At 67.7% G+C, this 25,090-nt stretch carries 26 protein-coding genes and 1 pseudogene; 5 read left to right on the top strand and 22 right to left on the bottom strand.

Going from position 1 to position 25,090, the window contains the following annotated elements; translation table 11 throughout:
- Positions 1–5 precede the first annotated feature (5 nt).
- The 8 genes from A5706_RS07210 to A5706_RS07175 form a co-directional block, all read right to left on the bottom strand.
- The gene (locus A5706_RS07210) at positions 6–1,055 is read right to left on the bottom strand and encodes an NUDIX domain-containing protein (RefSeq protein WP_068128610.1); all 1,050 of its coding nucleotides are present in this window, start codon (positions 1,053–1,055) and stop codon (positions 6–8) included.
- Positions 1,055–2,179: a glycosyltransferase family 4 protein gene (locus A5706_RS07205; RefSeq protein ID WP_068128608.1), complete on the bottom strand. Its 1,125-nt coding sequence runs from the start codon at positions 2,177–2,179 to the stop codon at positions 1,055–1,057. The genes A5706_RS07210 and A5706_RS07205 overlap by 1 nt, the downstream gene beginning before the upstream one ends.
- Entirely contained in the window at positions 2,179–3,102 is a 924-nt protein-coding gene (locus tag A5706_RS07200; protein ID WP_068128605.1) for a phosphatidylinositol mannoside acyltransferase, read from the bottom strand. The genes A5706_RS07205 and A5706_RS07200 overlap by 1 nt, the downstream gene beginning before the upstream one ends.
- Positions 3,099–3,731, bottom strand: coding sequence for a phosphatidylinositol phosphate synthase (gene pgsA, locus A5706_RS07195; protein WP_068128603.1), 633 nt, complete (start codon positions 3,729–3,731; stop codon positions 3,099–3,101). Before pgsA ends, A5706_RS07200 begins: the two co-directional genes overlap by 4 nt.
- Before the next feature lie 49 nt (positions 3,732–3,780).
- Entirely contained in the window at positions 3,781–4,338 is a 558-nt protein-coding gene (locus tag A5706_RS07190; RefSeq protein WP_068128601.1) for an HIT domain-containing protein, read from the bottom strand.
- The gene (gene thrS, locus A5706_RS07185) at positions 4,331–6,385 is read right to left on the bottom strand and encodes a threonine--tRNA ligase (RefSeq protein ID WP_068128599.1); all 2,055 of its coding nucleotides are present in this window, start codon (positions 6,383–6,385) and stop codon (positions 4,331–4,333) included. Before thrS ends, A5706_RS07190 begins: the two co-directional genes overlap by 8 nt.
- A gap of 66 nt (positions 6,386–6,451) precedes the next feature.
- Positions 6,452–7,075, bottom strand: a complete 624-nt coding sequence (locus A5706_RS07180; RefSeq protein WP_068128598.1) for a PaaI family thioesterase — start codon at positions 7,073–7,075, stop codon at positions 6,452–6,454.
- 89 nt (positions 7,076–7,164) lie between these two features.
- Positions 7,165–8,040 carry an aldo/keto reductase gene (locus A5706_RS07175; RefSeq protein WP_068128596.1) on the bottom strand — a complete coding sequence of 292 codons (876 nt, stop codon included), beginning with the start codon at positions 8,038–8,040 and terminating at the stop codon, positions 7,165–7,167.
- Between the two features lie 23 nt (positions 8,041–8,063).
- Between A5706_RS07175 and A5706_RS07170 the strand changes: the two genes are divergently transcribed.
- A complete protein-coding gene (locus A5706_RS07170) occupies positions 8,064–8,564 on the top strand; it encodes a DUF1990 family protein (RefSeq protein WP_068128594.1) in 501 nt (166 codons plus the stop codon).
- Between the two features lie 3 nt (positions 8,565–8,567).
- Here the strand turns inward: A5706_RS07170 and A5706_RS07165 are convergent.
- The 3 genes and pseudogenes from A5706_RS07165 to A5706_RS07155 form a co-directional block, all read right to left on the bottom strand.
- Positions 8,568–9,508, bottom strand: a pseudogene (locus A5706_RS07165) (NAD(P)H-dependent flavin oxidoreductase).
- Between the two features lie 125 nt (positions 9,509–9,633).
- A complete protein-coding gene (locus tag A5706_RS07160; protein ID WP_068128593.1) occupies positions 9,634–10,059 on the bottom strand; it encodes a hypothetical protein in 426 nt (141 codons plus the stop codon).
- Positions 10,056–10,730, bottom strand: coding sequence for a metalloregulator ArsR/SmtB family transcription factor (locus A5706_RS07155; protein WP_068128590.1), 675 nt, complete (start codon positions 10,728–10,730; stop codon positions 10,056–10,058). The genes A5706_RS07160 and A5706_RS07155 overlap by 4 nt, the downstream gene beginning before the upstream one ends.
- A 268-nt stretch (positions 10,731–10,998) precedes the next feature.
- Here A5706_RS07155 and A5706_RS07150 point away from each other — a divergent pair, with 268 nt between their 5' ends.
- Positions 10,999–11,889 (top strand): universal stress protein, encoded by an 891-nt coding sequence (locus A5706_RS07150; protein ID WP_068128588.1) that lies wholly within the window; start codon positions 10,999–11,001, stop codon positions 11,887–11,889.
- Positions 11,890–11,937: 48 nt separating this feature from the next.
- Here A5706_RS07150 and A5706_RS07145 read toward each other — a convergent pair whose 3' ends face one another.
- The 4 genes from A5706_RS07145 to A5706_RS07130 form a co-directional block, all read right to left on the bottom strand.
- Positions 11,938–12,684, bottom strand: a complete 747-nt coding sequence (locus tag A5706_RS07145) for a GAF and ANTAR domain-containing protein (RefSeq protein ID WP_068128587.1) — start codon at positions 12,682–12,684, stop codon at positions 11,938–11,940.
- Positions 12,681–13,373 carry a GAF and ANTAR domain-containing protein gene (locus A5706_RS07140; protein ID WP_369831817.1) on the bottom strand — a complete coding sequence of 231 codons (693 nt, stop codon included), beginning with the start codon at positions 13,371–13,373 and terminating at the stop codon, positions 12,681–12,683. Before A5706_RS07140 ends, A5706_RS07145 begins: the two co-directional genes overlap by 4 nt.
- Positions 13,374–13,552: 179 nt before the next feature.
- Positions 13,553–14,344, bottom strand: coding sequence for a universal stress protein (locus tag A5706_RS07135; RefSeq protein WP_068128584.1), 792 nt, complete (start codon positions 14,342–14,344; stop codon positions 13,553–13,555).
- A gap of 23 nt (positions 14,345–14,367) precedes the next feature.
- Positions 14,368–15,519 carry a site-2 protease family protein gene (locus A5706_RS07130; RefSeq protein ID WP_068128582.1) on the bottom strand — a complete coding sequence of 384 codons (1,152 nt, stop codon included), beginning with the start codon at positions 15,517–15,519 and terminating at the stop codon, positions 14,368–14,370.
- A 256-nt stretch (positions 15,520–15,775) separates the two neighbouring features.
- Between A5706_RS07130 and A5706_RS07125 the strand changes: the two genes are divergently transcribed.
- Positions 15,776–16,210 carry an Hsp20/alpha crystallin family protein gene (locus A5706_RS07125; protein ID WP_068128581.1) on the top strand — a complete coding sequence of 145 codons (435 nt, stop codon included), beginning with the start codon at positions 15,776–15,778 and terminating at the stop codon, positions 16,208–16,210.
- Positions 16,211–16,263: 53 nt separating this feature from the next.
- Here A5706_RS07125 and A5706_RS07120 read toward each other — a convergent pair whose 3' ends face one another.
- Entirely contained in the window at positions 16,264–16,884 is a 621-nt protein-coding gene (locus tag A5706_RS07120; RefSeq protein WP_068128578.1) for a hypothetical protein, read from the bottom strand.
- 196 nt (positions 16,885–17,080) lie between these two features.
- Here A5706_RS07120 and A5706_RS07115 point away from each other — a divergent pair, with 196 nt between their 5' ends.
- A complete protein-coding gene (locus tag A5706_RS07115) occupies positions 17,081–17,311 on the top strand; it encodes a hypothetical protein (protein WP_068128576.1) in 231 nt (76 codons plus the stop codon).
- Positions 17,312–17,388: 77 nt separating this feature from the next.
- Here the strand turns inward: A5706_RS07115 and A5706_RS07110 are convergent, their stop codons facing one another.
- From A5706_RS07110 to A5706_RS07095, 4 genes are all read right to left on the bottom strand, one after another.
- Complete coding sequence (locus tag A5706_RS07110; RefSeq protein WP_068128653.1) at positions 17,389–19,047, bottom strand: HAD family hydrolase; 1,659 nt, start codon at positions 19,045–19,047, stop codon at positions 17,389–17,391.
- A 118-nt stretch (positions 19,048–19,165) separates the two neighbouring features.
- A complete protein-coding gene (locus tag A5706_RS07105; RefSeq protein WP_068128651.1) occupies positions 19,166–20,566 on the bottom strand; it encodes a wax ester/triacylglycerol synthase family O-acyltransferase in 1,401 nt (466 codons plus the stop codon).
- A gap of 9 nt (positions 20,567–20,575) precedes the next feature.
- Positions 20,576–21,823: a S9 family peptidase gene (locus tag A5706_RS07100; RefSeq protein WP_082964234.1), complete on the bottom strand. Its 1,248-nt coding sequence runs from the start codon at positions 21,821–21,823 to the stop codon at positions 20,576–20,578.
- Between the two features lie 325 nt (positions 21,824–22,148).
- Positions 22,149–22,523 carry an ANTAR domain-containing protein gene (locus A5706_RS07095; RefSeq protein WP_156766994.1) on the bottom strand — a complete coding sequence of 125 codons (375 nt, stop codon included), beginning with the start codon at positions 22,521–22,523 and terminating at the stop codon, positions 22,149–22,151.
- Positions 22,524–22,816: 293 nt separating this feature from the next.
- Between A5706_RS07095 and A5706_RS07090 the strand changes: the two genes are divergently transcribed.
- On the top strand, positions 22,817–23,083 hold the full coding sequence (locus tag A5706_RS07090; protein WP_068128571.1) for a hypothetical protein: 267 nt from the start codon (positions 22,817–22,819) through the stop codon (positions 23,081–23,083).
- Positions 23,084–23,182: 99 nt separating this feature from the next.
- On the opposite strand, the gene A5706_RS07085 is transcribed toward A5706_RS07090, so the two are convergent.
- Together A5706_RS07085 and A5706_RS07080 are read right to left on the bottom strand one after the other, a co-directional pair.
- Entirely contained in the window at positions 23,183–23,665 is a 483-nt protein-coding gene (locus A5706_RS07085; protein WP_068128569.1) for a flavodoxin family protein, read from the bottom strand.
- A gap of 123 nt (positions 23,666–23,788) precedes the next feature.
- Positions 23,789–24,769, bottom strand: coding sequence for a GNAT family N-acetyltransferase (locus A5706_RS07080; protein ID WP_068128649.1), 981 nt, complete (start codon positions 24,767–24,769; stop codon positions 23,789–23,791).
- Positions 24,770–25,090 lie beyond the last annotated feature (321 nt).

Raw genomic sequence — 25,090 nt, 5'->3', positions numbered from 1 at the left:
CGACCTCAGAGGATGGGCTGCGGCACCCCGGTCGCGGCGCTGTCGGCGCCGTCCGCCAGCCGGTTGGCGACCGGCAGCAGCTCGCCCAGTTGGCGCGGGTACACCTCCTCGCCCGCGGCGGTCAGCTCGGCGATGTCGTTCGCGTCACACCAACGGGCGCCATGGATGTAGCTGCGTTCCAGCTCGGTCCGCCCCGCCAGGGACGGCGCGAAACGGCGGGTGCGGTGCAGGAGGTAGAACTCCTCGCTCTCGATCAGCGATCCGTTGAACTCGAAGACCTCGTCGCGCCGCCAGACGGGTCCGATCATGTCGGCCGGCTCGACCCGCAGGCCGGTTTCTTCGGCCAGCTCGCGCACGGCGGCCTCGACCAACCGCTCGCCATCGCCCACTTCGCCGCCCACGGTGAACCACCACCGGGGCGCGGCCCCGTCACCGAACGCCGGGTTGGCCGGGTCCGACCCGCACAACAGCAGCACGGCGCCGGACTCGTCGAGCAGCACCACCCGCGCCGACGTGCGGTGGTTGGGCACTCCGCGCTCGGGGTGCGCCAGCGCGTGCGGCCGCTCGAGGATCTCGAAATAGCTTGGCAGCGCGGCGGTTCCGCCGAGCCGAAGGGTGCGGACCAGGAATCGCTCGCGCAGCGCCAGGGTGTCGCGAACGGCGTCGTTGTGGAAGCGGCGGGCCAGCACCACGCGGGCCTCCGCGTCGGCCAGCTCGGCGATCAGACCCGCCGGCAGTGACGCGGGATCGACCATTGCGAGCGCGGCCGACAGCTCGTTCTCCGCGTTCTCGCGGGCCGGGCGGGGCGCGTGTTCGGCCGCGTCGGCCAGCGCGGCCAGCCGCCTGCCCTCGGCGGAACCGCCGTACCCGTCGATCGCCACGGCCCGAGCCACCACCGCGCGCCGGGCCAGCGCGCCGTCGAGCGCCTGCCAGGACAGGTCGTAGCGGACGTGCAGCCGGTCGAGCCGGTGGGCGGTCTGGTATGCCCAGCCGGCAAAGGCGACCAGCGCTACCAACACCACCAACGCCACGACGGCGATGACGAGCCACGTCATCAACTGGCCACCTGGACCTTGGCGCCCGACCCTGCGACCGTCTCGTACACCCGCATGATCTGGCTGGCCACCACCGACCAGTCGTAGCGGCGGACCGCCCTCGAAGCGGCCGCCACGTAGCGTTCGCGCAGCGCGTCGTCGGCCAGCACCTCGACCAGCGCGTCGGCCAGCGCGGCGCCGTCATCGACGGGCACCAGCCGCCCGCAGTCGCCGTCGCACAACACGCGCCGGAAGGCGTCGAGGTCGCTGGCCACCACCGGCGTGCCGGCGGCCATCGCCTCGACCAGGACGATCCCGAAGCTCTCCCCTCCCGTGTTGGGCGCGCAGTAGACATCGGCGCTGCGCATCGCCGACGCCTTTCCGGCGTCGTCGACCTGGCCAAGGAAGCGAATGTGGTCCACCAATTCGCCTGCCTGCTCGCGCAATTCGTCCTCGTCGCCGCGCCCGACGATCAGCAACTGCAGATCCGGGTGGCTCTCGACCACCCGCGGCAGCGCCTCGAGCAGCACCGTCATGCCCTTGCGGGGCTCGCCGTAGCGGCCCAGGAAAAGCACCGTCTTGCCGGGCCGCGGATACCCGTCCAGCCGCGGCGCCGAGGCGAACGAGTCCACGTCGACCCCGTTGGGGATCTCCACCGCGTCCGTGCCCAGCGCCTCCATCTGCCAGCGCCGGGCCAGGTCGGACACCGCGATCCGGCCGACGATCTTCTCGTGCATGGGGCGCAGGATGCCCTGAAAGACCGTCAGGGTCAGGGATTTGGTGGTCGACGTGTGAAACGTCGCGACGATCGGGCCCTCGGCAATGTTCAGGGCCAGCATCGACAGGCTCGGCGCGTTGGGCTCATGCAGGTGCAAAACGTCGAAATCGCCTTCGGCGAGCCACTTTTTCACCTTGCGATGGGTGGCCGGGCCAAACCGCAGCCGGGCCACCGACCCGTTGTAGGGAATCGGGACGGCCTTGCCGGCGGAGACGACGTAGTCGGGCAGCGCGGCGTGCGGGGACACCGGTGCCAGTACGCTGACCTCGTTCCCGCGGGCGCGCATCACCTCGGCCAGCTGCAAGACATGGGACTGCACCCCGCCCGGCACGTCGAACGAATACGGACAGACCATCCCGATTCGCATCAGGCTTCCTTCAGCCTCGCCTGCTTGGCCTCCGACAGATCCGCGAGCCACTGCGGCTGCATCATGTGCCAGTCCTCGGGGTGCGCGGCGATGTTCTCGGCGAACTGGTCGGCCAGCGCCTGAGTGATGGTCCGGACGTCGCCGCTGGAGGTATCCAGCGGCGGGTGTATCGATACGGGCCAGCCGTCGGGCTCGTTCCAGCAGTGCGCGGGCAGCAGGGCCGCCCCGGTTTCGATCGCGAGCTTCGCCGGCCCGGCCGGCATCCGGGTGAGTTCGCCGAAGAATTTCACCTCGACACCCGTGCGGGTCAGGTCGCGCTCGGCCATCAGGCACACCGCCCGGTTGGCCCGCAGCCGCTCGCACAACGTCTCGAACGGCGGCCGTTCGCCGCCGGACAGCGGGATGACTTCGAAGCCAAGCCCTTCCCGGTAGGCGATGAAACGCCGGTACAGCGATTCGGGTTTGAGGCGCTCGGCGACGGTGGTGAAGGTGCCGCGCGTCTGCGCCAGCCAGACCCCGGCCATGTCCCAGTTGCCGCTGTGCGGCAGCGCCATCACCACTCCGCGGCCGGCGGCCAGGGCCGCGTCGATGTGGTCGGCCCCGCGGAACGTCTCATCGATGCGACGGGCCAGCACGCGGTGGTCCATCGTGGGCAGGCGGAAGGCCTCCCGCCAGTAGCGGGCGTACGACGCGAGCGAGGCCCGCATCAGCTGGTCCGGCACCTGATCGGGCGGCACGCCGATCACCCGGGCCAGGTTCTTGCGCAGCTGGTCGGGCCCACCGCCGCGGGCCGCGTAGCGCGCGCCGGCGTCGAATACGTTGCGGGCCGCGAACTCCGGCATCGCTCGCACCGCCATCCACCCGGTCGCGTACGCCCAGTCTGCGGCCGCACCACGGGTCCTTCGCCCCAAGTCCTTGATCACGGCATCGGCTCCGTCGCGCCGCGGGAAGTGCGCACCGTGTGCAACCGCTGCACGCAGGTGACCACGCTGGCCGCCGCCAGCAGCCACATCGCCACCGACAGCGCGGGCGGCCAAGCGATGTAGGGGAAGTCGGAGATGCCGGCGCCGACCAGCACGATGATCAGCCGCTCCGGACGTTCGATGATGCCGCCGTCGCCGCGCAGCCCGCTGGCTTCGGCCCGTGCCTTGATGTAGGAGATCACCTGCGAGGTGACCAGGCAGATCAGGGTCGCCACCACCAAGAGCTTGTCGTGCAGGCCGAAGGCAGCCCACCACAGCAGCCCGCAGAACACGGCGCCGTCGCTGATCCGGTCGCACGTCGCGTCCAGGACCGCGCCGAAACGCGTTCCGCCGCCTCGTTCCCGGGCCATCGCCCCGTCGAGCATGTCGAAGAGCACGAAGAACCAGACCACCAGCGTGCCGGCGAAGAGGCGGCCCGTCGGAAACAGCGTCAGTGCCCCCGCGACCGCGACGACCGTGCCCAGGATGGTGACGGCGTCGGGCGTCAATCCGACTTTCAGGCATGCCCGCGCCGTCGGAGTGGTGAGCCGCGCGAACGCCGCCCGCGACAGGAACGGCACTTTACTCATGCGCGCCGCTCCTCCTCATCGCTGCGCTCTGCATCGTCGCTGGCGCGACTCACTGTCGGGCCCACTCCGTGGCCAGCAGCCGGCGGGTGTCGCGCAGCAGCTGCGGGATCACCTTGGCGCCACCGACGATGGTGATGAAGTTGGCGTCGCCGCCCCAGCGCGGCACGACGTGCACGTGCAGGTGCTCGGCCAGCGAGCCCCCGGCCGACGTGCCCAGGTTCATCCCGACGTTGAAGCCGTGCGGCCGCGACACGTTCTTGATCACGCGAATCGCCTTCTGCGTGAAGGCCATCAGCTCCGCGCTCTCCGCATCGGTCAGGTCCTCGAGCTCCGAGACCCGCCGGTAGGGCACCACCATCAGGTGCCCAGGGTTGTAGGGGTAGAGGTTGAGCACGGCGTAGACGAGTTCGCCGCGCGCGACCACCAGCCCGTCCTCGTCGGGCAGCTGCGGGATGTCGGTGAAGGGCTGCTCGGTCTTGCCGTTGTCGCGCTTCATCGGCGCCTCGGCCAGGTAGGTCATCCGGTACGGCGTCCACAGCCGTTGCAGGTGGTCTTGCTCACCGACGCCCCGGTCCAGGATGGTGTCGTCGCGCTCGGAGTCACTCACCGCCGGTTACCTTCACCAGTTCGGCTGTAGGAGTAGCGTTTTCGCGGTCGGCGATCCACTTCACGATCGCATCGACGGCGCTGTCCCGGCCCACGCCGTTGATCTGCGTGCGGTCGCCGAAGCGGAAGCTCACCGCGCCCGCCTGCACGTCGCGGTCACCGGCCAGCAACATGAACGGCACCTTCTGGTTGGTGTGGTGGACGATCTTCTTGGCCATCCGGTCGTCGCTGGCGTCCACCTCGACCCGCACGCCGTGCGACTTCAGCTGCGCGGCAACGCTTTCCAGATACTCCACGTGCTCGTCGGCGACCGGGATGCCGACCACCTGAACCGGCGCCAGCCACGCCGGGAACGCGCCCGCATAGTGCTCGGTCAGGATGCCGAAGAACCGCTCGATCGACCCGAAGAGCGCGCGGTGGATCATCACCGGGCGCTGCCGGGTCCCGTCCGGGGCGGTGTATTCCAGCTCGAAACGCTCCGGGAAGTTGAAGTCCAGCTGGATGGTCGACATCTGCCAGGTGCGCCCCAGCGCGTCCTTGACCTGGACGGAGATCTTCGGGCCGTAGAACGCCGCGCCGCCCGGGTCGGGCACCAGGTCCAGCCCGGACTCAGCGCCCACCTCGGCCAGCACGTTGGTGGCTTCCTCCCACACCTCGTCGGAGCCGACGAACTTCTCCGGGTCCTTGGTGGACAGCTCGAGGTAGAAGTCGGTGAGGCCGTAGTCGGCGAGCAGGTCGAGCACGAAGCGCAGCAGCGAACGCAGCTCGTCGCGCATCTGTTCGCGGCTGCAGAAGATGTGCGCGTCGTCCATCGTCAGGCCGCGCACCCGGGTCAGCCCGTGGATCACGCCGGACTTCTCGAGGCGATAGACCGTGCCGAACTCGAAGAGCCGCAACGGCAATTCGCGGTAGGACCGCCCGCGCGCCCGGAAGATCAGGCAGTGCATCGGGCAGTTCATCGGCTTGAGGTAGTAGTCCTGCCCCGGTTTGCGCAGCGACCCGTCCTCGTTGTGTTCGGCGTCGATGTGCATCGGCGGGAACATGCCGTCGGCGTACCAGTCCAGGTGCCCCGACGTGTGGAACAGCTGGGCCTTGGTGATGTGCGGGGTGTTGACGAACTCGTAGCCGGCCTCGGCGTGCTTGCGCCGCGAATAGTCCTCGAGCTCGCGGCGCACGATCCCGCCCTTGGGATGGAAAACCGCCAGGCCCGAACCGATTTCGTCGGGAAAGCTGAACAAATCCAGCTCGGCGCCGAGCTTGCGGTGGTCGCGGCGCTGGGCCTCCTCGATCAGCTCCAGGTGCTTCTCGAGCGCCTCCTGCGACTCCCACGCGGTGCCGTAGATGCGTTGCAGGCTTGCGTTTTTCTGGTCGCCGCGCCAATAGGCCGCCGAGCTCCTGGTCAGCTTGAACGCGGGGATGTGCTTGGTGGTGGGGATGTGCGGTCCGCGGCACAGGTCGCCCCAAACGCGTTCGCGGGTACGGGGATTGAGGTTGTCGTACGCGGTGAGCTCGTCGCCACCGACCTCCATTATCTCCGCGTCACCGGACTTGTCGTCGACGAGCTCGAGCTTGTAGGGCTCGTTGGCCAGCTCGGCGCGCGCGGCATCCTTGGATTCGTAGACGCGCCGTTCGAACAGCTGGCCGTCCTTGACGATCTGGCGCATCCGCTTTTCCAGCTTGGCCAGATCCTCCGGCGTGAACGGCTCCGCCACGTCGAAGTCGTAGTAGAAGCCGTCGGTAATCGGCGGCCCGATGCCCAATTTGGCTTGCGGGAAAAGGTCTTGGACGGCCTGGGCCAGCACGTGCGCGGCCGAGTGCCGGAGCACGCTGCGGCCCTCGTCAGTGTTGGCCGCGACCGGGACGACCTCGGCGTCGGCTTCGGGCACCCAGCTCAGATCGCGCAGCTTGCCGTCGGCGTCACGCACCACCACGATCGCGTCGGGCGCGCCGCGCCTGGGCAGCCCGGCCTCACCGACGGCGGCGGCCGCGGTGGTCCCGGCCGGCACCCGGATCGGGTTTGCCGGGGTGGGCTGTGCGGCGGCGCTCATCGGGTTTGGTCTCCAAGGCTGGGGTGCGGTGATTGGTCGTGCCCATGCTATCGGGGCCGAGCAGGCTTAGGGCTGGCCAGGCTTGAGCCGGACGAACAGCGCGTCGGCCTCGGTGAGCAGGGTGTCGCCGTCGCAGAGCCGGCCCGACACGAAGATTTTGCGCCCGTCCACCCGGTCGATGCCGGCCTCGAACTGCAATTCCTTCTCGATCGGCACGATGTGGCGGTAATTGATCTTGAGATAGGCGGTGCGCTGGCGGGGGCCGCCGGTGATCACCGAGGACGTGAGCCCAAGCACGCTGTCGAACAGCATCCCCAAAGCCCCGCCGTGCACGGCGCCGTTGCGCCCTAGGTGAAACCGCGCGAAACGGGCCCAGCCGTGGATGCGCCCGTCGTCGCCCTTGCTCGCCTTCATCGGAATGGACAGGATGTTGCCGCGCATCGGCAGGTCCATCCGGCGCCCGGACGGGGACTCCCACTCGTCGGCGTCGTAGGGGCTCAGCAGCGCGGAGAGCTTCTCCAGCTGGTCCGCGGCCTCGGTGATCACCGCGTCGGGCGCGTCGACGGCGCGGGCGTGGTCCTGCAGCCTGCGCACCGCCTCGATGAACCGGCCATAATCCGGCCCGCCCTTGGTGGTCGGATCCGGGGGGTTGAATCCGCCGCCGGGATGTTGCTGATCTGCACCGGCCACCTGAACACCGTATTCGGCGCCGCCCGCGAGGGTGCAACCACCGACGCGTTCACTCGCGAAACGCGTCGTTAATCGCACTTTCGCGGCGGTTACACGGTCCGCTGGGCTCCCGCGGTCGCGAGCGTCTCGAACTCCTCGTCGGTCAAGGTGATCTCGGCGGCGGCGACGTTCTCCTCCAGGTGCGCGACGCTGGACGTGCCCGGGATCGGCAGCATCACCGGCGAGCGCTTCAGCAGCCAGGCCAGCGCCAGCTGCGACGGGCTCGCGTCGTGCTCGGCGGCGATGCGCTGCAGCGGGCCGTCGGGGGCGGCCAGCGGCCCGGCGGCCAGCGGGAACCACGGGATGAAGCCGATGCCCAGCCTGGTCGCGGCGTCCAGCAGCGGCTCGGCGCCGCGGGAGGCCAGGTTGTACATGTTCTGCACCGACACGATCTCGGTGATCTGCTGGGCGGCGGTGAGCTGGTCGACGTCGATCTCGGACAGGCCGACGTGGCGGATCTTGCCCTCGTTCTTCAGCGCGACCAGCTCGCCGATCTGGTCGGCCATCGGGAATTTCGTGTCGATGCGGTGCAGCTGGAACAGATCGATGGTGTCCACGCCGAGGCGCCGCAGGCTCATCTCGCATTCCTGGCGCAGGTAACTCGGGTAGCCCAGGGGGTCCCAGGCGTCGGGGCCGGTGCGCAGCAGCCCCGCCTTGGTGGCGATCACCAGGCCGTCGTAAGGGTGCAGCGCGTCGTGGATGATCTCCTCGGAAACGTAGGGCCCGTAGGAGTCCGCGGTGTCGATGAAGTTCACCCCGAGCTCGACGGCGCGGCGCAACACCCGCACGCACTCGTCGCGGTCGGCGGGCGGGCCCCACACGCCCTTGCCTGTCAGGCGCATGGCGCCGAAACCGAGCCGGTGGACGGTCAGGTCGCCGCCGAGGGTGAACGTTCCGGATGCTTGGGCAACAGTCTGAGTGGTCACCTCTACGACCGTACGCTGAACCCGTGGACCTACAAGCGCTCGAAGAACTTCCACTCACCTACAAAGAGATAGGCGCCACCGCGGACGGCGAGCTGCCCGACGGCTACGACCACCAGCACAACGAGCGTCAAATCGGCACCGGCCGAACGCGTTTCGATCAGGCCGGCGACGCGGTCATGCGCTGGGGCATGCAACGCGGATCCGGCCTGCGGGTGCAGGCCAGCTCCGAGGTCGCCGAGGTCGACACGGTGTTGGTGGTGCGCCTGGGTTTTCTGCCCGCGCCGTGTCGGGTCGTCTACGTCGTCGACGAGCCCGACATCCGCGGGTTCGCCTACGGCACGCTGCCGGGGCACCCGGAGTCGGGCGAGGAGCGATTCGTCGTGCGCCGCGACCCGGCCACCGACGCGGTGTACGCGGAGGTGTCGGCGTTCTCCCGGCCCGCCGCCTGGTGGAGCAGGGCCGGCGGTCCGGTCGTCAGGGCGGCCCAGCGCGTCATCGCCCGGCGCTATCTGCGCGCCGTGTAGCCGCTACGAGCCCCAACCGGTCAGCAGCTTCTCCGCACCCGCGCACATCTGCGCGATGACGTCACCCACCGGCGCGTCGTCGAGGATCATCCCGACACCCTCGCCGGCGTCGACGGGCGCGACGCGGCGATCGTCGGCGGCGACGGCCGCGGCCAGTTCGTCGCACGCCGACACATCGAGCGCGTCCTCGCGGCCCGTCCAGCGCGCGACGAAGTCGTTGGCCAACACGCGCGACGGGAACTTCGCCGGCCAGGGCAATCCCCCGGCGACGTCGAAGGCCCGGGTGACGGCCGTGTCGGTGGCCCGGGCGGCGATCAGCGCGCGGCGGCTGCCGTCGCCGGGAGCGCCTCCGGACACGCCGCCAGCCGGGTGCCCACCCACGCCCCGCTCGCACCGGCCGCCAACACCGCGGCCAGGCTTCGCACCGAGGCGACGCCACCGCCCGCGAGCACGGGCACCGTGACGGCGTCCAACACCTCGTCGAGCAACGGCAGCGTCGCGAGTTTGATCTCGCCGTGCCCGCCGCCCTCGGACCCCCGCGCGACCAGGATGTCCACGCCGGCGTCGACGGCCTTAACGGCGCCCAGACGGTCGTAAACCTGTGTGGCGGTGGGGATTCCGGCGTCGTGCGCCTTCACGGCCCATGACCAGTCGGTGCCGAAACTGACCGACAACAGCGCGGGCCCGGCAGCCAGCGCATCCTCGAGCAGCCCATCGCGGGTCCGGATCACCCAGTCCACCAGGCCGATTCCGAATCTCCCGCGCGCGTGCGACAACTGGGCTTGCAGCGACTCCCGGCTGCCGTCGCTGCCCATGCCGACCATGCCCAGCCCACCGGCCGCGGTGACGGCAGCGGCCAGCCGGCCACCGGCGACCCCACCCATCGGGGCGTTGACGATCGGTACCCGCAGCCCGAAATCCCTTGACCAGGGTGTGGATAGCATCCGGCTAGTGCGCGCCGGGCTGGCTCTTCAGCACGGTCTGCCGAAGCTCGGCCAGCTTTTCGGAGGCCAGGCCGGTCAACGAGATGGATTCCACAGTCGTCCCCTTCCGTCGTGCACGCCCGCAATCAGACGGTCAGTAGCAGTATCCCCGCCACCAGCAAGGCCACCGCCTTGACCGCCTCCAGGCCGACGTAGGCGTAATGGGCGTGGGACCGCGGACCCTCCGACCCGGCGAGTACCGCATCGGAGCGGCGGGTCAGCGCCGGGCGCACCGCGATCAGCTGGATCGCCAGGGCGGCGACGGCGACGGCGAAAGCCACGGTGGTCCGCGCCGGCGTCGGCTCCGACACCACGATCGCGACGACGACGAGGGCGAAGACGACCTCAACGGTGTTGAGCGCGCGAAAGACCAGGCGCCCGATGCCGAGTCCGATCTGCAGCGTCACGTCGGGCGCGCGAAACTTCAGCGGGGCTTCGAGGAACGAGATGGCCAGCACCATGCCCAGCCAGACGAAGGTGACCGCGACGGCGACCGCCGAGCCGGTGCTCACCGGGCCGAACCGGCCGGCGCGATATGGGCCAGGCACAGATCCGGTTCGACGAACGCGTCGAGGCGATCGACCGAGACCGGTGCCCCCCACGCCTCCAGGGCTCCCTGCATCAGCCCGAGGTGGATGGGGCATACGACCGCACCATGGGTTTCGGCCAGTTCCAGGAAGGGGCAGTGCCGCAGGCCCACCAGTTGCTCCCCGTCCGACGTCCGCCGCTCCGGGGCGAAGCCGAGGTCGTCGAGCACACCGACCAGCCGGTCGACCGCCTCGTCGGCGCCTCGGGCCTTCGGCGCCTTGGCGCGTGATTCCAGGCTTCGCCCCCATTTCCTGCCCGCGGCCACCGCCTTTGCCCGCGGATTCCGCTCGGCGGCCAGCGCCTCGGTCAGGACTTCGGCCAGCGTGCGGTAGTGGCGCGTCCCGCCGCGATCCATCTGCCGCACCGCGGAGAACATCAGGGGCGGGCGCCCGGGGCCCTTGCGGTCGTGCTCGACCTGCTCCACTTGGCTGGCCGCCAGCAGGCTGTCGAGGTGGAAACGCACCGTATTCGGGTGCACGCCAAGCTGTTCGGCGATCGCAACGATGCTCAGCGGATCGGGCGACGACCGCAATAGCCGCAGCACCTCGCGGCGGCGGCGTCCGGTGTTCTCTCCCACTGACGTAATGCCGCTCACGCTCCTTTGGTCTCGTCGGCCCTCGACTGGGCGGCGACCAGCGATGTGTCGACATCGCGGGCCTCATTATCGGCCAGGTGGGGGGCGAGCTCCGCGGGCAGGTCGCACGTCACGTCGCTCGACTTTACACAACAGCTCTTGTGAAAAGATGACGGTCGCCGAAAACTTTTGTGCGCGCGCGGTCTTGTGACAAACGCCCCTGCTGAAAAACACCCGGCCCCGATACGGTCGTGCGTGAACGGCCACGCCGACGAATCGAGGACTGGGAATGTCATCGCAGAACGCACGTTTGGGAATCGTCGTCGGCATCGACGACTCGCCGGCCGCCAGGACAGCGGTGCAGTGGGCTGTGCGCGACGCCGAGCTGCGCAACGTTCCGCTGACCCTCGTGCACGCTGTTTCTCCCGAGGTTCGGTCGTGGCTGAGGACGCCCGTGCCCGCCGGGGTGATGCGCTGGCAGCAGGAGCACGGTCGCCGGCTGGTCGACGAGGCGCTCAAGGTCGTCGAAGCGGCCTCGCGGCGCGGCGGCCCGGCCGGTATCCAGACCGAAATCCTTTCCTCGGCAGCGGTTCCCACGCTGATCGACTTGTCCAAGGAGGCGGACATGCTGGTCACGGGGGCGCTGGGAAGCGGCCGCTGGCCCGGCCGGCTGCTGGGCTCGGTCAGCTCGGCCCTGCTGCGTCACGCGCACTGCCCGGTTGCGATCATCCACGAGGACCCCGCGACCCCGGGCGCCGGTCAAGGCCCGGTGTTGCTCGGCGTCGACGGCTCACCGGCATCCGAGCCCGCAACCGCGATCGCCTTCGATGAGGCCTCCCGCCGCAACGCGGATTTGGTGGCCCTGCACGCGTGGAGTGATCTCGACCGATCGGAGTGGCCCGAAATTGATTGGCCCACAACCCAATCGGCGGCCGAAGAGGTGTTGGCCGAGCGGCTGGCGGGCTGGCAGGAGCAGTACCCCGACGTGAGGGTGACCCGTGCCGTCGTGCAGGCCCAGCCGGCACGACGGCTCGTTGAGCAGTCCGCGGGGGCACAGCTGGTCGTGGTCGGCAGCAGGGGCCGCGGCGGTTTCGCCGGAATGCTGGTGGGATCCGTCGGGGAAGCCGTCGCCCAGATGGCGCAGGCGCCGGTGATCGTGGCGCGGGATGCACTTGCGTAAGTCGATTCAGTTCGGCGGCGACAACACCGGATCCACTGGGCGGGCGCGTCAGGGTGTCCGCTTCGGGCTCGCGCGCAATATCAGCTCGTCGGCGCTCGGGTCGCGACGGACCAAGGCGTCGGCCACGTCGGTCAGTTTGCGGCCGCAACCGTGCGCATACGCCCGCATCAGTCCGAACGCCTCGTCGACCGTGACGTCGGCACGTTCAGCGAGGATCCCTTTGGCTTGCTCGACAGTCAGACGGTGCTTGAGCGTGGTCTGTAGTTGCTCGATCAGCAACTCGCGCTGGCTGATGGCGCGTTCCTGCAGCAGCCCAATGGTGGCCACGTCGGTCAACGCCTGCCCGACGGCGAGCAGGTCGGCATCGAGATCGCCGCGAGTGACGGTAAACAGGTTCATGCCACCAATGACCTGCTCACGCAACCGCATAGGCAACGCATGCACGGCGGCGAACCCGGTATCGAGCGCTTTGGGGACGAAAAGCGGCCAGCGCTCGAATTCACTGGAAAGATCGGGACAGCTGACGGGCCGCCCCGTTCGGTAGCAGTCCAGGCACGGGCCTTCCGCGTGTTGCAGCTGAAACAACTCGAGCACGCGGGCCTGTTCGCTGGATGCGGCGACGACGTTGAGGCCACCGTGATTGTCGGCCAGCAGGAGCCCGACCGCCTCGACGCCGAGCGTCTGCTGGGCACGCACCGTTACCAAGTGCAAAAAATCAACCAGGTCGAAGTCGTCGACCAGCGAGTCGACCAGTTCGACAAACGATTTGGCGACAACGGGCTGCGGGCTGTTCATCGCCGTCCCCTTCCAACGTGGTCTGCCGCGGGTTCCGCGTCATCCGGATGGAATCGCAGCCGTCGTTCCACCACGGCACGTGCGACATCCGTGAGTGGCCTGTCATGGGAATAGGCGTACGCGCGCAGACGGACCAATGCGTCCAGCGCCGAGACTCCCAGTTGCACCGAGATCATGCCGGCGGCCTGATGAACCTCCGCATGCCAAAGCACTGGACCGAGTCCGTCGGGGCCATCACCATCCGCCGACGTGGCGATGCCACTTTGGACGTCGAGCACCAGCAGCAACGCGGTGTCTGCATAGATCAGTGCGTCCATCAGCTGGCTCTCGTCGAGGTGGCCGGGGGTGTCTTGGTAGAGGTCTAGCACCCCTACGCGGATCGCGCCCAGCGCCAGCGGAAGGCTGTACATGGCGCATACCCCGAGTCGACCTGCCTCGGGCGCGAACATCGGCCAACGACGGTTGCTGATCGGTGCGGCCAAATCCCCGACGAGGGTCGGCCGGCCCGACTCCAGCGCATCGATACCCGGCCCCTCGCCCACCGTAGCTTGCAGTTCTTCCACCTCACCGGCGTGCGAATCCGTGACGAACACCGGCTCGAGCGACCCCATATGGTCGGCCAGAAGGAGGCCGGCACCACGGACGCCCACCGCCTCCGTGCAAGCCAAACATGCATGTCTCGGCGACATCGATGCCCCTTCGCGCCGCGCGAGCAACGCGATCGATGTCCATATCCGGGAGGTACGGCCACCGCTCACCGCTGATAACTCTCTCTGATAGGGCACGCTGGTACCCGGTGATCATTGCCTCGTGACGGGCGGGGCGTAAGTGCCAAACGTCACCTCCTGCGAGCACATTATGACGTTTGCTAGCGCACGACGAGCACCGAGCACTCGGGGTGGTGGAATAGGGGGTGCCCGTGCGGCCCGACCAGCCGCGCCAACTGGCCGGCCTCGCCGCCGCTGATGACCGCGAGCAGAACTCGCTCGTCGTGGGAGGCCAGGAAATCGGCGATGGCTTCCCTGGTGGTGATCGGGTAGACGCGCACCTCAGGGTGACGCTGGCGCCAGTCCTGCACCCGGTGTTGGAACCGGCAGTCAGCGTGGTCGGTGAGGTCCTCCGGTCGTCCGCCCAGGACGAGCATGGGCGCCCGACGCAATTTCGCCTCTCCCACAGCGTGTTTCAAGACGACATCGGCATCGGGTGCGTCGGTCATCCGGACCACGATCCAGTTGATGTCCGGCGGTGGCTGGTCGACATCCGTACGCAGGATCGCCACCGGGCAATGCGCCTTCTCGGCCAGCTCGGTTGCCGTCGAACCCAGGATCGAGCGGGCGTAGCGCCCGATTCCGGTGGACCCGGCGCAGATCATCTCGGCATCGGAGGACGCCTCGACCAGCAGCGCGCCGGCCGGTCCGCGACCGATTTCGGTTTCAACGGCGACGGGTTTTCCGCTGGCCTCGATCGCCGATCGGGCCGCCCGAAGCGAATTCTCGGCATGGGTGAGGTCACGGGCGTAGTCGTCCGGGGATAGATGCGTCGGCTTCATGACCGCGACGAGGCGCAGCGGCACGTGGCGGCTGATGGCCTCGTCGACGCCCCACAGCGCGGCCCCGACCGCCGCCGGCGAGCCGTCGATCCCCACGATGATCGATTTCATAATCTCCCAACACCTTTCGGCCGCTAGACGGGAGACGTCACGGCCGGTCCACGGTGGGCGAGCCGGTAGACGTCCATCAGCCGGGTGAGGTCGCTCGGCGTGACGATGCCGACCACCTTGCCGCCGTCGGTCACCAGGGCACGACTGCGCGGACCGACCGGTGCCATTCGCTCGAGCAGCGTGGTCAGCGGTTCCTGTGGTGCGGCGGTGGGCACCGCGTGCATGGGGAGGGCGATGTCGGCCACCCGGGTGCTGCCGCGCGCTTCCGGCGCGACGTCGCGCAGCTGGGTCAGCGTCACCAGGCCCACGATCGATCCGTCCGGATCGGCGACGGGGTACGCCGAGTGACGGTCGCCCAGGACATAGCGCTGGATGAAATCCTCGACCGTGAGCCAGCTGGGCGCGGTGTGCGGGTGCGCGGTCATCGCGTCGGAGACGCTCACTCCGGCGAAGAGCTGCTGGGTCGTAATCCGGGCCTCTTCCTCGCGGCTGGCGGCGAAGATGAACCAGCCGATGAAGGCCAGCCAGACGCCACCGACCACGCCGCCCGCGACGAATTCGGCCAGGCCCAAACCGATCAGGACGAACGCGACCACCCGTCCGGCATGCGCCGCTCCGATGCCGGCGCGCACGATGTCGCCGTGGCGCCGCCACAGGTAGGCACGCAGGACGCGGCCGCCGTCGAGCGGTGCGCCGGGCAACAGGTTGAACAGGCCCAGCAGCAGATTGATGCCGGCCAGCCACGAGGCGACGCCGACGACCATGGGGGCGGCATGCAGGGCGCGCAGCGCCGCGACCAGGCCGCCGAACGTCGCCGCCAGGGCCAGGCTGGTGGCCGGGCCGGCGATCGCGATCCGAAAGGCCGCCTTGGGGGTCTTGGCCTCGCCCTCGAGGCTGGTCACTCCGCCGAACAGCCACAGCGTGACGCTCTCCACTGCCACCCCGGCCCGGCGGGCGACGACCGCATGGGCGAGCTCGTGCGCCAGCAGCGACGCCAGCAGCACCAGCGCGCCGCACGCTCCGGCGAGCCAATAGGCCAGGGACGTATGCCCTTTGACGGTGCCTGGCAGCGTGCTGGCGAGGCTCCACGTGAACAACCAAAGGATGACCAGGACGCTCCAGTGCACCTTCACCGGAAAACCGGCGACCCGTCCTAACGGGATCGCATCGCGCACTCTTCAACCTCCAAAGTCGCGGGCCGACAACGCCTGCTGCCGAAATTAGGACCGCACCGTGCCCCGCCACTAGGGTCGTTGGACCTCCCCTGGCGGCCAATGGACCTGCCCTACGGAGTCTGCTGAGTAACCAGGTTGTTCACCCAAATTCAGCTTCGAGAAATCCGATGGGGACTTGAGTCCCTATCGCCGCAACGGGCTTGGTGGTCGGATTTAAGCGTCGTTTCAACAACTCACAACACTTCAGGAGAGCACAATGACCACCACCCTTCCCGCGCCCCAGAAACCGCAGCATTCGCTGTTTCCCGAGTTTGCCGAATTCTTCGCGGGGTTCCCGTCGTTCGCCGGGATCCGCCCGATGTTCGACACCCGGCTGATGCGGCTGGAGGACGAGATGACCGACGGTCGTTACGAGGTTCGCGCCGAGATCCCCGGCATCGACCCGGCCAAAGATGTCGACATCACGGTCCGTGACGGGCAGCTCACCATCAAGGCCGAACGCAGCGAGAAAAAGGAATTCGACGGCCGTTCGGAGTTCTCGTATGGCTCGTTTGTCCGCACCGTCTCGCTGCCGACCGGCGCCGACGAGGACGACATCAAGGCCACCTACGACAAGGGCATCCTGACCGTCTCCGTGGGAGTTTCGAAACCCGCACCCGCCGAAAAGCATGTGCCGGTTGCGACCAGCTAAGGCCGAATCCCAATAGCTACGGGTCCGGGGATCTCGATCCCGGGCCCGTTTGCTTAACCGTGTTCGACGGCCGACGGCGTCGGCGTCGTCAGCTGAGACCGCTCGACGCGATGCTTGACGCCCAGCAAAAAAGCCCGTGTTCCCAAGGCAATCACCGGCCTGAGGAGTTCCATGGCGAACACCTCGCCGGGGTAGCGCAAGGCGATCCTGGCGCGGGTGAGGAGCCTTACCCGGTCTTCCCAGTGCGGCTGAATGTGGAAGGACCACACCGCATTCCAGCGCAGATCCGCTCTGGTGCCGCGGAGCGCGATGTACTTTTCTCCGACGAGCTCGGCGACGCTCAGCCTGACCCCCTCGGGCAGGCCCATCCAGCCTTCGGGTGCCAGGCGTAGGACGTCGCCGACGGCAAGTTGTTGTGATTCCGGCGGGCCCTGATCGGCATCGCGGCGCCGCTGACCCGACTGCAACAGCTCGGACCAGACGGCAGACACCGGCGCATCGATGTACACCGCCTCCGTCGTCTGAATGGCAGGATCCGTCACCGACCCGTCTCCGGGCAGCGCCATCCGGCACTCCGCCTTCGTCGCACCCCAATTGCGGTAGTACCGCCGCGCGGCATAAAGCAGCCCGAGCAGCGCCGCCGCCTCGCTGGTCCGTCTCATCGCATTGGCCATGAGGCCAGTCTTCGTGGGCGGCCGCGCCGTCCGACAGGGTCAATGGTCCTTGTAGCGACGCCAATGTGCTCCGCTGCCGCCGCGCCCCGACCGAGGACTTTGGGCCCTATCCGCAACATGCGCGTGACTCAACAATGACTGTGTCTGACGTAACTTGGCTGCGGCGGTTGCGGCTGAACAAAGGAGCATCGCGGCTATGGGTCCCAACCCACCGTTGTTATTGACCGATTCTGACGTTGATGCCCTCGCGCGGGAATTCTTGCACTCGAGCTACCACGGGCCGATTTATGCCGACTGGTCACCCGATCGACGGCTGGACACCTTCCTGCGGCGCCGAGGCCTGTCCCGTGTAGCCAACGACGGCGACCTGTCCACGATCGTTCTGGACCGGGTCATGGCCAACGTGAGCGTCGCGCCCCGCAGGTAGCCGGGACCACCGGCAGCACCGGTTCGGGACCAACGCCACTACCGATGCTCGCGTCGCCGGACGCACAGTGGTGCGGACTAATGCTGTTCTTCTGAAGGCAGATAACGCTTTTCGACCGCCTGCACAAGTTGGTCGCGAATGCGCTCCACATCGGCCGCGCGATGAGCTTCCATCTCGTCCTCCCAGGCCGCCACCCGCACCGCGAGGTCCTTATCGGCGATCGTGCCTTCGAGCCAGTGCGAGAAGTCACCTCGCTCGAGATGATATTCGAGGGCCTGCTGGTCGAGGTGCCTTACCGCGCTGCAGAAGTCATGCATACTTGCGGCCGCCGCGATGGATTCGCCGTTGGTGGTGTGAAAGTAGAACCGCCGTTCGGGTGGAAGCCGGACGTCGGCATATTTGTGCCGATGACGTACGTGTGCGGTATGGCGCTCCGCGATGTTAAAACCGCGGGACGGCCCCGATCCGAAACGGATGGTGGCCCGCCGTCGTGCGGCGATGTCTGCCGCGATGTCGGTACAGGCGAGAGTTATCGCGACGTCGCTGTTGTCGATCTCGTGCGCGGGAAGCGCCGCCGGAGCAAACGAACACAACACGTAACCGCCGCGGCGCGCCCAATGCGCTTCCTCATCGCCGCCGAGGAGATGGGCCTCGTCGTAGATCACCCAGTGCGGAAACCCATGCTGCTCGCGGTGCGCCTCGGCGGTCGACCGGAGTCGCCGCACATACTCGCTCTTGCTCGGCTCAGCCAGTCCCGACAAATCCACCACCACACTGGAGCTCGGATGCAGGGCATTGACGACCTCGGCCGGTTCGGGGAGGCGGTGACCACCGTCGAGGACCTGCACCTGGTTGAGCTGCTGCAATTGCAGGTGATCGCCTTCAGGGTCGATGACCAGCACGCAGTAATCGGCAAGGATCCATTGTTCGGCCAACAGGCCTAGCAAATAGCTTTTTCCCGACGCGGCCGGCCCGGTAACGAGAATGCGGCCCTGACTTCCCGGCAGTCGCGCCGTGGCGCCATCGTCAAACGTTCCGACACCGACCCAGCGGCGCGGCGGGCACCAGCGTTGCGCCCCGGATAGATACGGCTGATTGAGCAGCGCGGCGACACCGGCCCCATCCGGTTGGTCGAGGACGACATCGGCAATTCGCCGGACTGACGACACCGCGTTGGCGACGGCGGCACCGACCTCGGCAAGATTGAGTAAGGACAAGTCGTTTTCGGCGTCGCCCACGGCCACGGTGTTGTGCGGGGAGAGGTTCATTTTTGCCAACAGGGCGCCCAGCCCGGTTCCCTTGGTGATGCCTGCCGGCACCACCATGAGCGCGGATCGGTTCCGGATGATCTGGTAATCCATCCCGAGCTCACCGATCACCTCGACGACGGTCGCGGCGTGCTCACCGTCAACGGCCACCAGCACTTCGCCGCGCCGGTACGGGACGTTCCGGGTGGCGAGCGCCTGATCGAGCCCTTGATCCACCGGTCCTGCCAGCGCGTGTGTCTGTCCGTCGATGACGACTACCGCGCCGTTTTCCAGTACCAGCGCATCGACGTGATCGGCTATTTGTGGGAACTCGGCATGCAATTCCGCCCCGATGCGGCCCGTCACGAGCACCATTGCCAGGCCGTCGCGCCGCGCCCGATCGATCGCCTCCACGGCTTCCGGGGCCAGGTTCCCACCCGATGTAAGGGTGCCGTCGAAATCGACTGCGACGACCTTGAAAAATGCCACAGCCTTTCCCATCTGCCTTCGGGAATGTCCACGGACCCGGGATCTGTCCCATCCGACACTGAACCTATGGCTGACGGCACCGACGTTTGTAGGGCCGTTTGGCCTCGGTCGGAGGCTCTCAAACCACCTTCATGACGTATTCGAGCTCGGTCAGGCACTCCTCGGTGAGGGGAATCAGTGTGTCGATGTCGGGCACCGCATCGGCACCCGCGACGTAACCGAATCCGATGCGGTCGGCGTATGAACACGTCGTCACGTTGAGTGCCATCCCGTCGTAGACAGTGGACACCGGGTAGATCTCCTCCAGACGCGCGCCGTTCCAATACATTTCGCTGCGTGGGCCGGGAACGTGCGAGATGGGCAGGTTGTACCCGGTGCGGATCTTCGGCGTGAGCGGCAGCAGCGGGAGAATCACTGTCGCGGCGATGTTTCCCGCGGCGGTTAGCAGGGATGCCGCCGATCCGCGCTTGGCGACCCATTGCTTCCCTTCCGCCATCGACCGGTGAATCAGGTTCAGCCGCGCGCCAGGATCATCGAGATCGGTGCCCAGAGGGCACGGCCATAGGCCAAACATGTTGCCGTGCTGGTCATTTGCCGCGTCATGCTCGCGGTCGCGCACCGTGATCGGGCAGGCGGCCACCAGCGACCGTTCCGGCAGTTCACCGCGCTCCAACAGCCAGCGGCGCACCGCGCCGGCCACCATCGCGGTCACGACGTCATTGCCGGTGACGCCGGCCGCCCGTTCCACCACGCGGATGCGATCCCTCGACCAGCTCCCGGCCGCGACGGCACGTTCGCGTCCGAGGTGACCGTTGAACCTCATGTAGGGCGCCCCGAACGGCAGCACGGTCGTGTGGCCCACCAGGCTGTCGACCACGGTCGACAGCTCGCCCGTGACGGCCCGCCCGATCAGCCCGACGCTCGACGTCGCCGCGCCGAGCAGCGATCGCACGGGCGCGACAAGCCGCGACGCCAGGCCGGCCGCCTCCGACTGCGGCGCTTCCGGACGGTGGTCGGCGTAGAACGGCGGCATCGACCGGCACTGCGGGTCCGGGCTCAGTGCATCGGAGATCATCCGGAAGCCCGCGACACCGTCGATGACGGTGTGGTGCACCTTGATGTAGAACGCGAATCGGCCGCCATCGAGGCCGTCGATCAGATACGACATCCACATAGGCCGGGAGCGATCGAGGCGCTCCGCGTCCAGCTCGCCGATGAGCCGCCAGAACTCGCCAAGGTCCCCGGACACGGTGCGGCGCTGGCAGTGTCGGCTCAGATCGACGTCGCGCATTTCCCGCCACACCCACACTCCCCCGGTGTCCACGCCACTGTGCGGATACCTGCGCAGCCGCGGATCGATCGGATGATCACCGGCGAGCGTCTCGCGATACAGCTTGTCGACGAAGTCCGGGCCCGCGTCCTCCGGCGGCGACAGGATCAGCACCGCACCGACATGCATCGGGCTGGCCACCAGCTCCGCGGCCATCATCGCCACGTCAAGCGGGTCCATGGGAGCCATCGCGGCCACCTAGGCGGGGCGGTCGCGCTGGGTCGGCGGCGCGTCGAGGAGCCCCGATTGCCGCAACGCGTCCCAGACGAATTTCTGCACCGGCCGCGACCGGAAGAATCCGGTGTGACCGCCCGGATACCAGACGATTTCGGGTTTACCCCAGTGCTCCCAGAGGCGGACCACCTGCTCGCGCGGGTGCACGACCCGATCGGCGACGCCGGCGTAGATGAAACGGCCCGGCATCGGCACCAGCGGATCGAGCGACAGCGGCGACGTCATCCGGCCGATGGGTTCGGCGAGTTCCATCGTGCGCCGGCGCGGGTCGTCGTGGCCCAGCCCGGAGTGGCGCCCCAGCAACTGCACCAGATCGGCCACCGGAACACCCAGGATGGCACAGGTGAGGCCCTTTTCGAGGCTGGCGACCAGTGCCGCGATGTAGCCGCCGAGCGAAAGGCTGTTCAACCCGATGAGCGACTCGGGCTCCTGCAGCCTTATCCAGGACAGCAGCCGGCGAATGTCCCACACCGCCTGACCCGTCGCATGCACGTCGTCGAGTATGTCCTCGCCTGGAAAGACCACTCCCTTCGGCAGGCCACGGGCCCTCGGGCCGTGCAGCGGCAGGACCGGCATGACGACATTAAGACCGAGCTCGTCATGCAGTTTCCAGGCGCGAAACAACGCCAAATCGAGTGGGGCCCGGCCCATTTCGGTTCCGTGCACGCACACCAGCCAGGGCCGCGGTTGCGGGTGGCGGAGAACCAGGGCGTACTCGCGCTTGCTGGCGGTGTAGCTCATCCACCGCTGGCCGCCCGGCTCACCGGGCCGCGGCCGATACCCGCTGTCGAAGGAGATGCGATACAGAGAGCGTGTGCGCCCCTTGACCTTTTGGATCCTGACGTCGGAAAGCGGCGGTGGTGCGCCGAAGAATCTCTTCGGGTGATCGAGCCATCCCCGCTTTCCGTAGAACTCCAGCGCCGCGTCCGCTTCGCGCGTGATGCGCTCGAAAAGCTCGGGCCGGCTGACCGGACGTCGCGCCTTCAATCCGACCAAGACGACCTCGTCGCGCAAGGCCTGCGCCGCCAGAGCCAGAGTGGGCCGAGCGATCGGTAGCTCGCCGGGCGCCTGGCCCAGGTAATCGCGCCACGACTCCGCCAGGTATGCGCCCGTGCGAAGCAACGGGCCCACGGCGCCGCCCAAAACGGCGGGTGCGTTCACACGGAAAGCCCCGGAGCGTTGACCGGGATCGTCGCCGCTGGGAACTGCCATGGTGGCAAAAGCTAACAACATCCGAGGCGGTGTGTTAGGGACTTACGTCCCGGTGAAGGCCCCGAAAGTCCTTGAGTGCGAAGTGGCCGCGTCCGGATCGAAACGCGTCAATAGGGCGACCGGCCGCTGCCGATGACGGCAAGTGATAATCACCAGCTCGGGCGATACCCCGGTTTCCGCGACGCCATATCAGCAATGAAAGACCGTTGTGCTGAAAGCGAATTGGATTCCCCGCCAGGCCAGACAACACGGCCGGCGACCGGTGCCGCCGTAGCATGGTCGGTAGCCAGGGTGTGATCGTCATCGGCGTGCGCAACTGACTCGATCAAGATTGGAGTCCCATCAGGTCGGGTGACCCCCCGGATGTCAACACCGTCATCGGCGGCAGTTGCGCGTGCTCGCGCTCACCGCCGCGGACGGGACCGTCGTCCAATAGAGCCCCCCAGGCCTGGTTCGCGGCCGCAATAACCGTGTCATCGACGTCGCGGCGCGTGTCGTTCTCGGCGATCGCCACCAGCGCGCCGGCCAATCCCAACGTTGAGACGCTGTGCTGTTTGGCGGTTTGGAGGATGTCGATGAACGCCTCGTCGAGGCTGCAGCGACGTAGCGCGACCAATATGCCCTGGGCGGCGCCGATATTGCGCCGGCCGCTGCGGCGAGGACTGCGGCGAGGACGATCGGCCTCTGTTGTCGGGTTCACGGTGAGCTCTCCCTTGCCTCGCAATGGTTCGCGTGCGGCGTCGCCATCTTCTGGATCTTTCGGGGGTACGTGGTCTACCGGTAGGGACCGAAGTCCCATCCCCGATGGCCGTAGGTCGTTGCGGACCGGTGTTGAACCACTTCTCGGCTCGCGATGGACCATTCGTTGACCGGTCGCCCCGGGCAGAAACCGTTATGCAGAGGGACTTTAGGCACTCGTGTGGATGACTCGTCAGTCGTAACGTCGGGGCGTCGGCAATAAGCCGAAAGACCCTAATACATAAGGAGTTCACAATGACAGCACCCGAGAAGTCCGAGCCGCGGTGGGCAGAGCTTTCCGACGACGTGCTCGAATCCGTCGAAAGCGGCCGTAAGCAGGCCATCGATGCAGTGCGCAAGTTCGTCGATCAGATCAGTCCCGTGCTTCCCGAGCAGTCACGACGCAAGACCGTCGTGGACGCCGCGCTGAACTTGGCCGAGGAGTTGGGCGCCGCGCGGATCGAGTTCTTCCGCAGCGTCGTGCACAGCGCCGGTCAGGCGGTAAACAAGCACAGCGAGTGAGCCGGCGTTCTGGCGAGAGAGGCTGACCATGGCCGGGCGGGTTGCGACGAGGCACCGCCCGGTCATCTGCTTTTTATTACCTCAAGAAGCAGCATTACCTCATGAAGCGGCCTGGGAGCGCTCGACGCGTTCGCGAAGGCGCGCCGCGACTTCCGCGGCGCGGTCGAGGTCGCGGTCGTCGGGCCGCCCCCTGTTGATGCCGCCGATCAAACCGAACGGCCCAACCGTGTCAAAACCGCGGCAGGAAAACGAACCAATCACCTCAAAGCCCTTCTCTTCCAAATGCTTCCGAACCGGCTTGTTGTAGTCCAGCAGCGGAACCGCCCGGGCGCCGCTGGTGAAGAAGGTGAACGCGCGAACGTGGTCAACGCGTGGCGTGCGACGGATCAAGTTCCGTAGCCTCTCGTCCACCGCCATGTAGTAGATGCCGGATCCGAAGCCGACGAGGTCGTACTGGCGGAGCGATTCGGGGTCCACCGATTCGGGGTCGACGACCTCGGCGCCAAGCACCTCAGCCATCCGGTCGGCCACGCGCCGGGTGTTGCCGTGCGATTTCGATGTGCAGACGACGAGCGACTTCATTGCCCAACTCCTTTAGAACTTGACCCGGGAGGGTCCATGTTGGGCGCCCAGCCCGCCACTGGATAAGGGCGCAAAGGCACGATGCCGGGGGGCATAAGTCACTTCGAAAGCCGTCTGACGGCGTCAGTCGAAAGCCTGGATCACCTGGCGGGCCACCATTCGGATCTGCGTAAGGGTTTCCGGATCGAGGGGCAGGTCATCGGGGTCCGGGATGTCCCCCGTCGTGGCAAGGACGCCGGGTTCCTCGTGCTCCCACCGCGCGTTGACCGTGTCGCCCAGCACGCGCGCGGGCGGGTTGTCGGCAAGCACCCGGGCGTGAAAGCGTTTGATGCCGTCGACACGGGCGGCGACCGCCAGCGCGCCGAGCAACAGGGTGCCGATCCCACGATTCTGATAGGCGTCCGCGACCGTGAGCGCGACCTCTGCCGAGGCCGGGTCGTCTTGATCGCGGATGAAACGGGCGTCCGCGATCACCGGCCCGCCCTCATGGTCGGTTATCACCCAGACGAAGTGGTCAACGTAGTCGACTTCGAACAGGTAAGCCAACTGAGCCTCGGTCGGAGCACCACCCTGGTACCGCCGGTACAGCGTCTCGCGCGAAAAGGATCCGCTGCTCTTGAACCGCTCGGCATCACCGGGCAACACCGGGCGCAGCACGAACTCGGCACCGTCCTTGGCCGACACGGTGATCGGGTCGACGTAGGCGACCAGCCGCTGCCTCGCGGTGCGCACCATCCGTTCGGCGACGACGGGCGAAGCCAACATGCACTCGAAGGCGTCGTTGTATCCGACGTAGCCGCTTACGTCATCTTTGGCGATCACGGTCGCCGTTCTGGGTTCGCCTCGCAGCAAGGCGATTTCACCGACAATCGTGCCCGGTGACAACTCGGTCACCGTTACCTGGCCGTCCGCGGCGAGGTGCCGGATCTCCACCCGACCCGATGTGATGATCGAGAACGACAACGCCTTTTCACCCTGGCGCATCAGGACCTCGCCGGCGGCCGCGTGCAGGGGCTTCAAGTGGGCGGTCAAGGCCGCAAGGTCCCGCACCGGCACGCCGGCGAACACATCCAGCGCCGACAACTCCTCGATGCTGACTGTCACCCCGAAGTACGGTACGCGCCCGTCGCTGCCTTCGCCGGGGTAGTTCGCGGGCAAGTGCAGTGACAAAGGGCCCCGTCGCGCTGGGGACTTCGGCAGGTCCAACGTGAGACCAATGAATCGCGGCAATCGTGCTGTTCGCCTCTACGGCGCAGCCCCTCCGCGGTGGTCGGATGGACCGGGTCAGGTTAACCGGGAGACAACGATGTACTCAACGACATGGCGGCCGCATTGGCCACAGCGCAGGCCGACCCCCGCGATCTATCAGTTGACCGATTGCCTGCACGATGGGCATACGGAACGGGTGGCGGCTCATGAGATCAG

Source organism: Mycobacterium sp. E796 (assembly GCF_001672815.1).
Taxonomy (GTDB): Bacteria; Actinomycetota; Actinomycetes; order Mycobacteriales; family Mycobacteriaceae; genus Mycobacterium.
The sequence above is the reverse complement of the archived record's forward strand: the minus strand, read 5'-3'. Positions and strand labels throughout refer to the sequence as shown.